14 protein-coding genes and 1 tRNA gene are annotated in these 12,974 nt (G+C 65.1%); 8 read left to right on the plus strand and 7 right to left on the minus strand.

The features are described from left to right. Positions 1-36: 36 nt before the first annotated feature. Positions 37-1,695 carry a dihydroxyacetone kinase family protein gene (locus CH256_RS01170; protein WP_094668648.1) on the plus strand — a complete coding sequence of 553 codons (1,659 nt, stop codon included), beginning with the start codon at positions 37-39 and terminating at the stop codon, positions 1,693-1,695. On the opposite strand, the gene CH256_RS01175 is transcribed toward CH256_RS01170, so the two are convergent. The 5 genes from CH256_RS01175 to CH256_RS01195 form a co-directional block, all read right to left on the minus strand. Further along, entirely contained in the window at positions 1,679-2,164 is a 486-nt protein-coding gene (locus CH256_RS01175; protein WP_068054645.1) for a GAF domain-containing protein, read from the minus strand. The genes CH256_RS01170 and CH256_RS01175 overlap by 17 nt on opposite strands. Then, positions 2,140-2,829, minus strand: coding sequence for a DUF998 domain-containing protein (locus tag CH256_RS01180; protein ID WP_256989320.1), 690 nt, complete (start codon positions 2,827-2,829; stop codon positions 2,140-2,142). The genes CH256_RS01175 and CH256_RS01180 overlap by 25 nt, the downstream gene beginning before the upstream one ends. 9 nt (positions 2,830-2,838) lie before the next feature. Continuing rightward, a complete protein-coding gene (locus CH256_RS01185) occupies positions 2,839-3,882 on the minus strand; it encodes a hypothetical protein (RefSeq protein WP_143536494.1) in 1,044 nt (347 codons plus the stop codon). Positions 3,883-3,945: 63 nt separating this feature from the next. Further along, positions 3,946-4,362 carry a very short patch repair endonuclease gene (locus CH256_RS01190; protein ID WP_094668651.1) on the minus strand — a complete coding sequence of 139 codons (417 nt, stop codon included), beginning with the start codon at positions 4,360-4,362 and terminating at the stop codon, positions 3,946-3,948. Then, positions 4,359-5,507, minus strand: coding sequence for a DNA cytosine methyltransferase (locus CH256_RS01195; protein ID WP_179271957.1), 1,149 nt, complete (start codon positions 5,505-5,507; stop codon positions 4,359-4,361). Before CH256_RS01195 ends, CH256_RS01190 begins: the two co-directional genes overlap by 4 nt. A 178-nt stretch (positions 5,508-5,685) precedes the next feature. Here CH256_RS01195 and CH256_RS01200 point away from each other — a divergent pair, with 178 nt between their 5' ends. Further along, positions 5,686-7,479 carry an ABC transporter ATP-binding protein gene (locus tag CH256_RS01200; protein WP_094668653.1) on the plus strand — a complete coding sequence of 598 codons (1,794 nt, stop codon included), beginning with the start codon at positions 5,686-5,688 and terminating at the stop codon, positions 7,477-7,479. Then, a complete protein-coding gene (locus CH256_RS01205) occupies positions 7,472-9,295 on the plus strand; it encodes an ABC transporter ATP-binding protein (protein WP_094668654.1) in 1,824 nt (607 codons plus the stop codon). The genes CH256_RS01200 and CH256_RS01205 overlap by 8 nt, the downstream gene beginning before the upstream one ends. On the opposite strand, the gene CH256_RS01210 is transcribed toward CH256_RS01205, so the two are convergent. Continuing rightward, entirely contained in the window at positions 9,292-9,633 is a 342-nt protein-coding gene (locus tag CH256_RS01210) for a hypothetical protein (protein WP_037188837.1), read from the minus strand. The two genes, CH256_RS01205 and CH256_RS01210, sit on opposite strands and share 4 nt — an antisense overlap. A 188-nt stretch (positions 9,634-9,821) precedes the next feature. Here CH256_RS01210 and CH256_RS01215 point away from each other — a divergent pair, with 188 nt between their 5' ends. Beyond that, positions 9,822-10,337, plus strand: coding sequence for a putative glycolipid-binding domain-containing protein (locus CH256_RS01215; protein ID WP_068054710.1), 516 nt, complete (start codon positions 9,822-9,824; stop codon positions 10,335-10,337). On the opposite strand, the gene CH256_RS01220 is transcribed toward CH256_RS01215, so the two are convergent. Then, entirely contained in the window at positions 10,310-11,281 is a 972-nt protein-coding gene (locus CH256_RS01220; RefSeq protein ID WP_094668661.1) for a prephenate dehydrogenase, read from the minus strand. The genes CH256_RS01215 and CH256_RS01220 overlap by 28 nt on opposite strands. A 63-nt stretch (positions 11,282-11,344) precedes the next feature. Between CH256_RS01220 and CH256_RS01225 the strand changes: the two genes are divergently transcribed. From CH256_RS01225 to CH256_RS01240, 4 genes are all read left to right on the plus strand, one after another. Further along, a complete protein-coding gene (locus tag CH256_RS01225) occupies positions 11,345-11,884 on the plus strand; it encodes a tRNA adenosine deaminase-associated protein (RefSeq protein ID WP_068054716.1) in 540 nt (179 codons plus the stop codon). Positions 11,885-11,893: 9 nt separating this feature from the next. Next, on the plus strand, positions 11,894-12,343 hold the full coding sequence (locus CH256_RS01230; protein WP_094668655.1) for a nucleoside deaminase: 450 nt from the start codon (positions 11,894-11,896) through the stop codon (positions 12,341-12,343). Positions 12,344-12,436: 93 nt separating this feature from the next. Further along, positions 12,437-12,634 carry a CsbD family protein gene (locus CH256_RS01235; RefSeq protein WP_032380656.1) on the plus strand — a complete coding sequence of 66 codons (198 nt, stop codon included), beginning with the start codon at positions 12,437-12,439 and terminating at the stop codon, positions 12,632-12,634. A gap of 58 nt (positions 12,635-12,692) precedes the next feature. Next, positions 12,693-12,783 (plus strand) — tRNA-Ser (locus tag CH256_RS01240). The last annotated feature ends 191 nt before the right edge of the window (positions 12,784-12,974 follow it).

Consider the following 12,974-nt stretch of genomic DNA (forward strand, 5'->3'; position numbering starts at 1 on the left):
ATGAAGGGACGCGGCGCAGGTGGTTAGGGTGGAGCCATGTTCTCCAATTCCCCTCGAACATTCGTCGCCGACGCCCTCCGCGGTTTCGTCGCCGCCACCGACGACGTCACGTGGCATGCCGATCCCGGATTTCTGACCCGCCGCTACCGCATCTCCGACGGTCAGGTCGCCCTGCTGTCCGGTGGGGGATCGGGCCACGAGCCGCTGCACGCCGGCTTCATCGGACGCGGCATGCTCACCGGCGCGTGCCCGGGTCTGATCTTCACCTCACCCAACGCGCTCCAGGTGCACGAGGCATCGAAGGCCGTGGACTCCGGCGGCGGAGTGCTGCACATCGTGAAGAACTACACCGGCGACGTGATGAACTTCATGATCGCCCGAGAGCTGTTGCAGGAAGACGGTATTGCGGCCGACGTCGTTCTCGTCGACGACGACGTGGCCAGTGAGAGCGAGGACGGTCCAGGTCGACGCGGCACCGCAGCAACCATCGTCGTCGAAAAGGTGTGCGGCGCAGCAGCGGAACGCGGCGACAGCCTGCAGGCGGTGGTCGCGCTGGGGCGTCGAACCGCGGAGAACGCACGCAGCATGGCGGTCGCGCTGAACCCGCCTACGTTGCCGGGAGCGGACGAACCGTCCTTCGAATTGCCCAAGGAAGAGATCGAACTCGGCATCGGTATCCACGGAGAACGCGGCACCGACCGCGTATCCCAGCTGCCCGCTCAGGAAATCGTGGAGAAGCTGACCGAGCCCATCGTGGATTCGCTCGGATTGAAGTCGGGCGAAACGGTGATCGCGATCGTCAACGGGCTCGGGGCAACGCATCCGCTGGAACTGCATCTACTGTTCGGCGAACTCTCGGAATACCTCCACGGCAAAGGGATCGAGATTTCCCGCTCGCTGGTCGGGAGCTTCGTCACAGCGCTGAACATGGGCGGAGCCTCGATCACCCTGGTCCGCGCAGACGACGAGATGCTCGAACTCTGGGATGCACCCACCGACGCACCCGGCTGGCCCAACGCATCGAGCCGTGGCGCGAAACCGGTGGCCGAACGCGGCGCATTCGGACCGACCTTCACGCCGTCCGACACCGGCGACCGATCGGCGTTCGTCTCGGAGTGGATCGGGTCGTGGGCGCAGCGGGTACTCGACGAGGAACCGGCCCTGACCGAGCTGGACCGCAAGGCAGGCGACGGCGATTTCGGAACCAACATGGTGGCCGCCCTCGAACAGCTCGATCTGGACGCTGTGAAGGAAAGCTACTCGGCAGCAACGGTATTCGAGGGGGTGAGCGAGGCCTACCTCGGCCACGCAGGCGGTACGTCCGGAGCGCTGTTCGGCATCTGGTTCCGCCAGTTCTACCGGACGATGCTCGAAACCGAGCCGGATCTCGCGGCTATCGGACAGGCCGCCAGGGCAGGACTCGACAGCATCACCGAACTCGGTGGCGCCCGGGTGGGCGACAAGACGATGGTCGACGCTATCGCCCCGGCCGTCGACGCGCTCGAGAAGGACGGCGGCACCCTGCAGGACGCTGCCGACGCGGCGAAATCCGGAGCCGAATCGACGAAGGACATCACTGCCAACCGCGGCCGCGCCAGCTACGTCGGTGAGGCCGCACGCGGCGTCGTCGACCCCGGTGCGCTGGTCATGGCCTGGTTCTTCGAGGCGGCAGCTGGTTCTACCCCAGAGAGTTGAGAAAAACCGCCGCGATCGCTTCGAGGCCGGCCTGATCGTCGGCGTCGAAGCGGTCGGGGACAGGGCTGTCCAGATCGAACACACCGATCAGGGTCTCGCCCTGGTACAGCGGTACGACGACCTCGGAGCGAGTGTTGGCATCGCACGCGATGTGGCCCGGGAAGGCATGGACGTCCGCGACGCGCTGTGTCTCACGGGTAGTTGCTGCCGCTCCGCAGACACCCTTGCTCAGGGCGATGCGCACGCAGGCAGGCTGACCCTGAAACGGCCCGACCACCAGTTCGGTGCCGTCGTACAGGTAGAAACCGACCCAATTGACCTCGGGCAGAGCGTGATAGACCAACGCGGAGAGATTGGCGGCGTTCGCGATCAAATTCGGTTCTTCGAAGACCAGGCCGCGGGCCTGCTCGGTGAGCTGCTGGTACTGCTCGACCTTGGATCCGTTCAGTTCGGTCGCGGTGAAGGACATACGCCGAGTCTAAGCGCACAGCCCAGCACCACCAGATACGCCGACATGCCGCCCACTTGAATCCGTTGCGCGATGCCGAGACCGTACTGACCGGGCAGATTATCGGCGATCAACAGCCACGCGGTGGCCAGCGTCGTGAGGATCAGGACGGCAAGGCCCAGTGTGCGAAGCAGCGGGTACAGCCGGTAGCGGAACGCGGCCAGCGTGAACGCAACCATGACGGTGAAGATCGCGAACACCGCGATGGTGCTGGTGAGTGCATGAAGATGATGGAGTTGCGGGAAGAGCCCGCTGGGTTCGATCGGGCAACTCGGATCGTCGGCCGCGACACACTCGAGGGGGAGTTTCGCGTCGGCGATGGTCGCGACACCGAAGATGCCCGACGCCACCCAGCCGGTGACGAGGAGCCGTCGACGCGGGGTTGCCAGGAAGCCGAGGACCGCGGCGAGAATCATCAGCGAACCCGTGACGACGTCTGCGGTGGAGAAGAATTCGCGGTACGGCTGATCGCGGGCGTCGAGTTCGCTGAGGAAGGATGTGGTGGGGTCGAGTCCGGTATCGAGGAAGAATTCGGCCACCCACGCCGAATACAGCAGTCCGGCGAGGATCAAGCAGATTGCCCCTACGACACGGCGGATATCCACGCCTTCGGTTCTCGAACGCACCGACCAAGGCTAGCCAGTCAGTACATCGGCGGTTGCCACCGCCAGGGCGACCGCGGAGTCGCAGTGGTCGGCCAGGACGGTCAGGGTGGGAACTGTGCGGGCATAGCGCGCGGCAGTGTTGTCCTCCTCGGGCATGCCGAGCACGGGGTTGCCCAGCACGATGTCGGCGAAGCACGCCGAGTCGGAACCGCGTGTTTCGACGGTGTAGCCGCCTTGCTGGATGGGCTCGCGGTCCGTCGAACGCAGGTCGCCGTCGACGTAGCCGAGCGAGACGTCGAGCATCGCCAAGTTGTCCTCGAATGTTGCCGAGGACGCCGTGAAATGGCAACGGTACGGATCGGACGCAGGGTTCCAGCGGTCCACCGTCCAGGTTGCGGGCAAGTGTTCCAGGACCGCGCACGGGTCTTTCATGGCAAGCGGAAGGTTGTACTTGGAATCGGCACGCAGTGGTGGGTCGTCCAGCAGCGCGAGCGCTGTCTCGGTGACGGATATCGCTGCGGGGCACGCGTCCCCCACACTGCGGAACACCTCGATGGCGGCGAAACTACGACCGGACTCGGTGAGGTAGCCGTCCATGGCCCCCGCGGTGGCACCGTCGAACTCGTCGCGGAGCGGGAAGCTGATGCGGCACGACCCGTGCGACGCGTTCTCGCGATACACCTGTTCGCCACCGATCGTGATCTGCTCGGTGCCCTTGTCGTCGGAACTCGGCCGATATCCGTTCAGATCGACAGAGATGGAGTCGGTGGCGCTCGACCCCGCGGGATTCAGGCTGGCCGAGCACGTGCTCAATTCGCCTTCAGGCCGCAGCTGCACCACTGTGCCGAGGGCGGCGAGATCGTCCTGGGTGAGAAAGCCGCAAGGATCGAGACTGCGCACGAATTCTGCCGAATCGGCCAGATATCGGTCTGCCTCCGACATCTCGAACCCGTACCGGCTCTGCGGCGACGAACTGCCTGCGGGAAAAGCGTTGCCGAGCAACACCACCGCGCATCCGCTCGTCGATACGGACATCGCCAGCGCCACCGCCGCGAGCAACAAATTTCTACGCACCGTTTTCCCCCGAACTCGATTCGACCGATCATGGGGTTGGACGCGCGGGGGCTCGAGATGGTTTCAGTCTCCTGATAATTCGTCTTCAACTCGGTCGGCGGCGACGGTGGGATCCTCGTGTTCCCAGATCCGCACCACACGCCAGCCCTCCGCGAGCAGCTTCTCGTCGGTGTCGCGATCACGGGCGACGTTGGCGGCCAGTTTGTCGGCCCACCACTGGGCGTTGTTGCGGGGCGCGGTCGCGTGAATCGGGCAGCTGTGCCAGAAGCAGCCGTCGACGTAGACCGCGACCTTGCGCCTGGGGAACACCAGATCTGCTCGACGCCTCATGCCCTTCAACGGTGCGCGATCGACGAAATATCGCAGGCCTCGCCGGTGCAGTGCTCGCCGCAGCGCCACCTCGGGCTTGGTGTCGCGTCGTTTCTGCTTGCTCAGTCGCGCACCGGTTTTCGCGTCGGTGACGGGACGGTCTGCGCTCACACCGGAACCCGCTCGGCGTACCCGCCCATGCGTTCGAGGTGGGCGTCGAGATCGTCGAGGAAACCGTCGGCGAAGCGCAGGTTGCCGGCCCGGGCGCGCTTGAGGAATCCCGCGGTGGCCCGCGCCGACAGCAGCTTGGAGTCGTCCAGAAAGTCGATGAGGTCCTCGTAGGGTTCGTGCACCGGCATGGTCGACACGGCGACCTTGAACGACGTTCGATCGCGTCCCCAGGCGGCGGTCGGCCAGGCCTGGCCGGGAAGTAGAGCTAGATCGTTCGACGCGTCGTACGGCTTCGGATCGTCGAGTGCACGCGCGGCCCATGACGCCATCCGCACACTGACGGCATTGCCGACGAGCTTCCAACGATGCCCGCTGCGCACGCCGGGTTGCTGGACAGCAGGCAGCGTCCAGTCGGGATCGAACCCCTGCAGACGTTCGGCCCCGAGGATGCCGGGCGTGACGATCTCCCCGGACGGCAGACGAACCGCCGGGGGACTGGCGATGCCCAGGGACGATCCACCCTTGAGCGTCGGGACCGCATTGACCGCCCAGCCCAGACCGCGAATGCCCTCGGTCCAGTAGAAGCCGCATGGTTGGGTGCTCGGATCGCCGTCGGGCAACGGGCCTGCATCCTGGCAGAACAGCACCTCGCGCGGATCGTCGGTGCGTGAGGCCAGCATCACCACCCGCTGGCGACGCTGCGGCAATCCGAACGCTCTGGCATCGACGACGCGGTAGGCCCACATGTAGCCGAGGTCCTCGAGCGCGTCGGTGATGTGTCGCATGGCAGCCCCGCGGCTGAGCTGCAGCATGAATGGCACGTTCTCCATCAGCAGCCAGCGCGGGCCCCGCCGCCGCGTGACGAGCCGAAACACCTCGTCCACCAGGCCGGAGCGGGCACCGGTGATGCCCGCAGTGCGTCCGGCCTGGGACAGGTCCTGACAAGGAAAGCCCGCTGCCACCAGTTCGGTGTCGCCGGGCAGGCTGCGGAGAGTGGTGACGTCCGTGTGCAGCGGTGTCTCGGGCATACGCGCTCGAAGGACGGCCCCGGCTCCGGGATCGATCTCGCACAGCAACTGCGTCGACCAGCCCGCCTCGGCCAAACCCAGCTCGAGCCCGCCGATCCCCGCGAACAACCCGACCATCGACCGTGCGCTCACGTGTGCCCTTCCCTCGCCCGACGGTCCTACGTTACTCGAGGGCTCTTGAACTTGACCTCGACCTTGCTCGAGGTTTCACACTGGAATGCGCTGGCCCAAAAATCGGTTGGAAACTGAGCCTGTGCAATGAAATCATTCGAGCACAGCAATAAGGAGAAGAACTGTGTCTACGGGTGTGCTCGATCCCGAAACCCGAACCCTCGATCAGCCATACCCGGACACGGCGAAGGCACCCAGCTCACTGCAGCGTTTTGCGCCGTTCCTGGCCCCGTACAAGTGGTTCTACATCGGTTCGATCGTGGTCTCGCTCATCGCGACTCTGACCGGCCTGGTCATTCCTCTGGTGATACAGCGTGTGATCGACGGTCCCATCACCGACCGGGATTTCTCGGCGGTGTGGTGGCCCGCAGCGTTGATCCTGCTGTTGGGCACCATCGACGCGGCCGGAATCTGGGTGCGGCGCTACCTGGTGTCCAGGCCGTCGAGTCAATTCGAGATCACCGCTCGTGCAACAGTATTCGACAAGCTGCAGCGACTCTCGGTTGCGGCGCACGAAAGTTGGGAATCGGGTCAGCTGCTCTCGCGCGCCATCGCCGATCTCGGTTCGATGCGCCGGTTCATGGCGTTCATCGGCCCGTTCATCATCATCAACGCCGTCACGCTCGTGGTGGGTATCGGCGTACTGCTGGTCCAGTCCTGGCAATTGGGGCTGATCATGCTGGTGACGTCGGTGCCACTGGTCATTGCCTGCACCAAGTTCGAGACGCTGTACCGCGTCGTAGCGCGTGATGCTCAGGATCAGGCGGGCGACGTCACGACGACGGTGGAGGAATCCATCCAGGGCATTCGTGTCCTGAAGGCTTTCGGTCGAAGTGCACACCTGGGCAAGCAGTTTCTCCGTCAGGCTCGCACTCTGCGCGGGACCGAGCTGAAGAAGGTGCGCTACCTCGCGATCATCTGGGCCGTCATCGTCGGGCTGCAACCGATCACCATCGGCGCAATCCTGGCCGTGGGGACGTACTCGATCGTGCAGGGCACGATGACGGTCGGCACGCTCGTCGCCGCCATTGCGATCGTCACCTTCTTGCTGTGGCCTATCGAATCGTTCGGGTACCTGCTGGCCGAGCTGAACAACGCGCGCACGGCAGCGGATCGGTACTGGGAGATCATGGACACTCCCGAGACCGTGACCGATCCGGTCAATCCCGTCGATTTACCCAAAAAGATCCGTGGCCGAGTGCAATTCGATCGCGTGGGATTCACCTTTCCCGACGCGTCCTCGCCGCTGCTCGAGGATGTCAGTTTTGTCGTCGAGCCGGGGGAGACCGTTGCGCTCGTCGGTAACACCGGTAGCGGAAAGACTGCGCTGACCAACCTGGTTCCTCGGCTGTTCGACGTCACCGAGGGCACCATCACGATCGACGGTATCGACGTGGCCTCGATGCGGTTGTCGGACCTGCGTTCCATCGTGTCGGTGGCCTTCGAGGATCCGGTGCTGTTCTCGGCCAGTGCGCGCGAGAACATCGCACTCGGTTCTCCTGGGGCGTCCGACGCGGAGATTGCGGAGGCGTTGGAGATCGCGCACGCAACGGATTTCGTCGAGCAACTGCCGTGGGGGTTGGCCACTCGTATCGGTGAGCAGGGCATGAGTCTGTCCGGTGGGCAGCGGCAGCGGCTCGCACTGGCGCGGGCGGTGCTCGGCAAGCCGCGGGTGCTGGTGCTCGACGACCCGCTGTCCGCGCTCGACGTGGACACCGAAGCGAAAGTGCAGAAGGAACTGCGACGCGTATTGGCGCATTCGACGACGGTGCTGGTGGCACACCGGCCGTCGACCGCTGCATTGGCCGACCGCGTGCTCTATCTCGAGAACGGAAGAATTGTGGAGCAGGGAACACACGAGGGACTGTTGGCGTCGTCGCCGCGGTACCGCGAGGTGATGGGGTCGGTCCATGAGTGATCAGAGCGCCACCGAGGATTGGCGGGGCGTCGGCGGGGAGGAATCCGAGGTCGACGCCACCGGAAACCTGGTGCTGGCCGGACGTTCTCGTCGTTTGCTGGGATCACTGGTGCGCCCCTACAAGAAGCAGGCCCTGCTGTCGTTCCTGATCATTCTGGTCGACAACATCACCTACGTCGCCGGTCCGTTGTTCATCGCCTACGCGCTGGACAACGGCGTCGGCGCTGCGGGACAGGGCGATTGGGGTCCGCTGCTGTGGGCGGTCGGCGGCTACACCGGCTTCGGTCTGCTCGGAATGTTCACCACCTATGCGTTTCTCACCGTCTCGGGGCGGCTCAGCCAGAACATCCTCTACGACCTGCGCGGACGGGTGTTCGACCATGCCCAGAAGCTGAGCCTGTCGTTCCACGAGAAATACACCTCGGGACGGCTGATCTCGCGACTGACCAGCGACGTCGAGTCTCTGCAGACCTTGCTCGAGAGTGCGCTCAACGATGCACTGACGGCCATCCTGTCGATGGTGTCGATCGCGATCATCCTGGTGTATCTCGATGTGCCGATGGCGTTGATTGTGCTGGCCGGCTTCGTTCCGCTGGTGCTCGTCACCCGGTGGTCGCAGCGTCGCCAACGTCAGGGATACCGTCGGACACGGGTGGCGATAGCGCGCGTCGTGGTGCACTTCGTCGAGTCGATGGGCGGAATCCGTGCGGTGCAGGTGTTCCGGCGCGAGGGCCGCAACGACGCGATTCTCAGCACCGAGGACTCGGAGTACCGGGACGCCACCACCGCGGCGCTGCGCGGTATGGCCAGCTACACCGGCATCGTGCGCTGGATCGGCAACGTCACGCTCGCCATCATCCTGGTCTTCGGTAGCTGGCGAGTGATCAACGGCCACATGGACATCGGTGTGCTCGCGGCCTACGTGCTGTATCTGCGCCGGTTCTACGGTCCACTCGACGAGTTGGCGATGGTCTTCAACGCTTACCAGTCGGCCGCCGCTGCGCTGGAGAAGATCTCCGGAGTGCTCGAGGAAGAACCGTCGGTGACGGCACCGAAGAACCCGGTGCAGATCGGAACGGCCAACGGCAATATCACGTTCGACGACGTGCACTTCGCTTACGGCCCCGAACGCGTCGTGCTGCCGGAATTCTCGCTGCACGTACCCGCCGGCCAGGTGGTTGCGATGGTCGGAGCCACGGGAGCAGGCAAGTCGACACTGGCAAAGCTGTTGGCGCGCTTCTACGATCCGACGGCCGGAGCCGTGCGACTCGACGGCATCGACATGCGGGAGATCAGCGACGAGGACCTGCGTCGCAACGTCGTGATGGTGACACAGGAGTCGTTCCTGTTCTCGGGTTCGGTGGCGGACAACATCCGACTCGGACGCCCCACCGCGACCGATGCGGAGGTACGGGCTGCGGCCGACGCCGTCGGACTGACGGAGTTCATCGCGTCGCTACCGGAGGGAATCGACACCGACGTGCGCAAGCGCGGAGGTCGATTGTCCTCGGGCCAAAGGCAATTGGTGGCATTCGCGCGGGTGTTCCTGGCCGCGCCGTCGGTGATCGTGCTGGACGAGGCAACATCGAGCCTGGACATCCCGAGCGAGCGGCTGGTGCAGCGCGCACTCGAGACGATCCTGCAGGGACGAACGGCGCTGATCATCGCGCACCGCCTGTCGACGGTGGCGATCGCAGATCGAGTGCTCGTCATGGCCGACGGAAACATCGTCGAGGACGGAACCCCCGAGGACCTGATCGCGGGGGAGGGGCGCTTCGCGCACCTGCACGAGGCGTGGGAGGACTCGCTGGTCTAAGTCCAGGGAGTGATCGGCGGCTTGACCCACATGATCTTCTCGTCCGAGTGCTGGGGCGTCGCGCCGTCGTGGCCCGGGTGTTCGGCCGCCCATGCGGATTTACGGTCGAGCAATTCGGCCACGATGGTCCACGTCTCCATCGTGCTCGGTGGGTGTAGGTCGGCAGCGCGGGCCAGCTTTCGGCGGACGGCGTCGGTGAGGTCGAGTAGTTCGGCACCGGTGATGCCGCGGTCCCACACGTAACGCGCGAGGGCTGTCGCCTTGTCCTGTCGACTCTTCGCGGCCTGTTCGGAATGCGCGAAATCGAACTGACCGCCGCCGGTGTTCTCTGTCGTCACGGGCACAACCTTAATGAACTGCGAGAAAAGGCACGTCCGCTTGATCTTCTGGGGGCCTCGTCGCCTACCGTAGGTGGGTGATCACTCAAGCATCGGGTGCCGAGCATGCCTCCGTCCCCGCGTCCGATTCCACCGACGCGAAAACCTGGCCCTCGATCCTGACGTGGCGAGCCCACGATGTTCCCCGCATGGAGTCCGTGCGAGTACAGCTCTCCGGCAATCGCATCAAGGCTGCCGGACGCATCATCGGCGCTGCGTGCAGCGATCACCCCGCCTTCAGCGCGTCCTACGACCTGGTGACCGACGAATACGGCGTCACCAAGCGACTGTCGGTGCGCACCTCGCTCGCGTCCGGTGACCGGCAGGCGTCCGTCAGCCGCGACGACGAGGGCTACTGGATGGTGGAGAACAGCACCAGCCATCAGCGCTCGACCTACAGTGGCGCACTCGACGTCGACATGGTGCTCAGCCCCTTCTTCAACACTCTGCCGATCCGTCGATTCGGTCTGCACACTCAGGTCCAGGACCTCGAGGTGCCCACGGTCTACGTGAACGTGCTCGACCTCAGCATTCAAGAGGCCACGCTGACCTACAGCAGCGGTTCCGAGGGCATCCACGTCATCTCGCCGGTCTCCACGTCGTCCGTCACGGTCGACGCCGACGGATTCGTCCTCGATTACCCGGGACTGGCCGAACGGATCTGACGCACGACGCCACCGCGCCGACCCGCGTCCTGCAGTTTTTCTCGCCACCCCGGCTCGCCCGGGGTGATGTCGGTGATCTCGAAACGCTGGTGCTGCTCGTACTGCAGCCGCGCTGTGTTTCCGGCGTCGACCAGTGTTTTCGTCGAGTTCTCGTCCAGTTCTTGGCGCGCTGCGGTGAGCGCATGCAGTGCCTCGTCGAGCGCGGTGCGTAGAGCGGCCGCGTTGCCCTCGGTCATCGCGCGGACGAGATTCGGCGACGACGACGCCACCCGCGTCCCGTCGCGGAACGAGCCTGCAGCCAGGCCCAACGCCAACGGCCCTCCTGCCGCCCCGACGATTGCCAGGGCCTCGGCCAGCAGGTGCGGCAGGTGCGAGATTCTGGCGACGGCGCGATCGTGCTCGACGCTCTCGGCCGGCACCACCACCGAACCGCAATCCAGCGCGAGCCGGGCCACCCTCGTCCACACGTCGTCGTCTACTCCCGGGTCGGTGGCCACCACCCACACCGCGTCGACGAACAACGTGGGATCGGTGGCCGACCAGCCGGACTGGTTGGTGCCGGCCATCGGATGCCCACCGACGTAGCGGGCCTGCAGTCCGCGAGCCGCTACTGCCGAGGCCACCTCGGCTTTGACGCTGACCACATCGGTGATCGGAGCAGCGGACGCGTGCTCGGCGATTGCCGCCAGAACGGAGTCGACGGCAGGCATCGGAACCGCGATGACGATCAACGCGTCCTGTGCTGCGGCCCTGCTCAGAGCGGCTTTCATGTCTGTGCCGACGTCGTAGCCATCGGCGATAGCACCGGCGATCGCGTCGGCCGATCGGTTCCATCCCCACACCGGACGACCCGCATCGTGAGCCGCGCGCAGGATCGACCCGCCGATCAATCCGAGACCCAGAACGCACACCGAGGAAGAAGTCACCGGATCAGATTGGCACAGGTGGGTGACGTCGACGGGAGGTGGACTTCGAATACAGGCCCCTACCGGACTACCGTTGCGCGCATGGCCGCACAGCGCGCGAACAACAACCGCGCATCCGCACCGGAATACGACGACCTCGAGGGATTCGGCGTTGCTGTTGTCCGAGAGGAAGGCAAGTGGACCGTTACGCCGCTGTCCGACGACGCACTGACCAGTCTGTCGGCGGCAGAGACCGAACTGCGTGAACTGCGCAGCTCGGGAGCTGTGTTCGGACTGCTCGACGTGGACGAGGAATTCTTCGTCATCCTGCGTCCCGCACCGAACGGCACCCGACTCCTGCTGTCCGACGCGGTCGCCGCAGTGGACTACGAAATCGCCGCGGACGTGCTCGATGCGCTGAACATCGAGATTCCCGACGTCGACCCCGATGAACTCGACGACATCGAGCCCTACGAGGAAGGCGACCTCGCCCTGCTGGCGGACCTCGGACTGCCCGAAGCCGTGCTCGGCATTATCGTCGCCGAGACCGACGACTATCCGGACGAGCAACTGCAGTCCATTGCCGAACGACTGGGTTTCGAAAGCGAGTTCGCCGCAGCGGTGGACAAGCTTCGGCGGTAACCGATGCCGATGTCCGACGCGGACATGATCCGAGCAGCGCTGTCTGCTGCGGCCGAGGCATCGGATGCCGACGTCCCCGTCGGAGCCGTCGTGTTCGACGCCACCGGACGTGAGATAGCCCGGGCCTGCAATGCGCGGGAGGCGTCGGGCGACCCCACCGGACACGCAGAAGTGATCGCGTTGCGTCGAGCAGCGGCCGTTCACGGTGACGGCTGGCGACTCGAAGGCTGCACTCTGGCCGTCACGTTGGAACCCTGCACGATGTGCGCCGGGGCATTGGTGCTGGCCCGCGTCGGAGCGGTGGTGTTCGGAGCATGGGAGCCGAAGACCGGAGCTGTCGGTTCGCTCTGGGACGTCGTGCGCGATCGCCGACTCACCCATCGGCCACAGGTCCGCGGCGGTGTACTGGAAGCCGAATGCGCCGAAGTGTTGACCCGATTCTTCGCCCGTCAGAGATAACGATCTCGTCACATGGTGGCCTGCATGTCCGATTTTGTGGAGGGTAGAGGGCAGAGCGCAACGCTGCGCTCCGAACTTGCGAAGGAGACACTTATGGGACTCGGCGACAAGATTTCGAACAAGACCGAAGACCTCGGCGGCAAGGCCAAGGAAGCCGCAGGTTCGGCCACCGGAGACAAGGACCTCGAAGCAGAGGGCAAGGGCGACCAGACCTCGGCCGCATTCAAAGACGGTGCCGAGAAAGTCAAGGACGCAGCCTCGAACATCAAGGACAAGCTCACCGGCAACTAGATCTGCGCGCTGAGCAGGCGATTTAGCCTCAGGCCGTCATTCCGGTACAGTCTTCTGCGGTGGCGTGTCCGAGCGGCCTAAGGAGCACGCCTCGAAAGCGTGTGACGGGTAATCCCCGTCCGAGGGTTCAAATCCCTCCGCCACCGCCAAGAACTCCCCACCCGATCCGTCGGGTGGGGAGTTTTTTGTGCGCCGGGGCGGGGTTCGTCGCAAATGCGCGCGCATTCGTCAGACGCGTTCGGATTCGCCCCCGATTCGGGGTCTATTTCGCGCGCACTTGGCGAACGCCCGCGCGTTTGCGGGATCAGGGGGGCGGCTGCGGCGGGGGTGAGCTGGGCGG

The sequence above is a fragment of the Rhodococcus sp. 05-2254-6 genome (assembly GCF_002258565.1).
Taxonomy (GTDB): domain Bacteria; phylum Actinomycetota; class Actinomycetes; order Mycobacteriales; family Mycobacteriaceae; genus Rhodococcoides.

Bases quoted from the DNA above. Each gene is read 5' to 3' on its own strand.
- CH256_RS01170 (WP_094668648.1), top strand. From the start codon at position 37: ATGTTCTCCAATTCCCCTCGAACATTCGTCGCCGACGCCCTCCGCGGT.
- CH256_RS01175 (WP_068054645.1), bottom strand. From the start codon at position 2,164: ATGTCCTTCACCGCGACCGAACTGAACGGATCCAAGGTCGAGCAGTAC.
- CH256_RS01195 (WP_179271957.1), bottom strand. From the start codon at position 5,507: ATGGTCGGGTTGTTCGCGGGGATCGGCGGGCTCGAGCTGGGTTTGGCC.
- CH256_RS01205 (WP_094668654.1), top strand. From the start codon at position 7,472: ATGAGTGATCAGAGCGCCACCGAGGATTGGCGGGGCGTCGGCGGGGAG.
- CH256_RS01215 (WP_068054710.1), top strand. From the start codon at position 9,822: ATGGAGTCCGTGCGAGTACAGCTCTCCGGCAATCGCATCAAGGCTGCC.
- CH256_RS01225 (WP_068054716.1), top strand. From the start codon at position 11,345: ATGGCCGCACAGCGCGCGAACAACAACCGCGCATCCGCACCGGAATAC.
- CH256_RS01230 (WP_094668655.1), top strand. From the start codon at position 11,894: ATGTCCGACGCGGACATGATCCGAGCAGCGCTGTCTGCTGCGGCCGAG.
- CH256_RS01235 (WP_032380656.1), top strand. From the start codon at position 12,437: ATGGGACTCGGCGACAAGATTTCGAACAAGACCGAAGACCTCGGCGGC.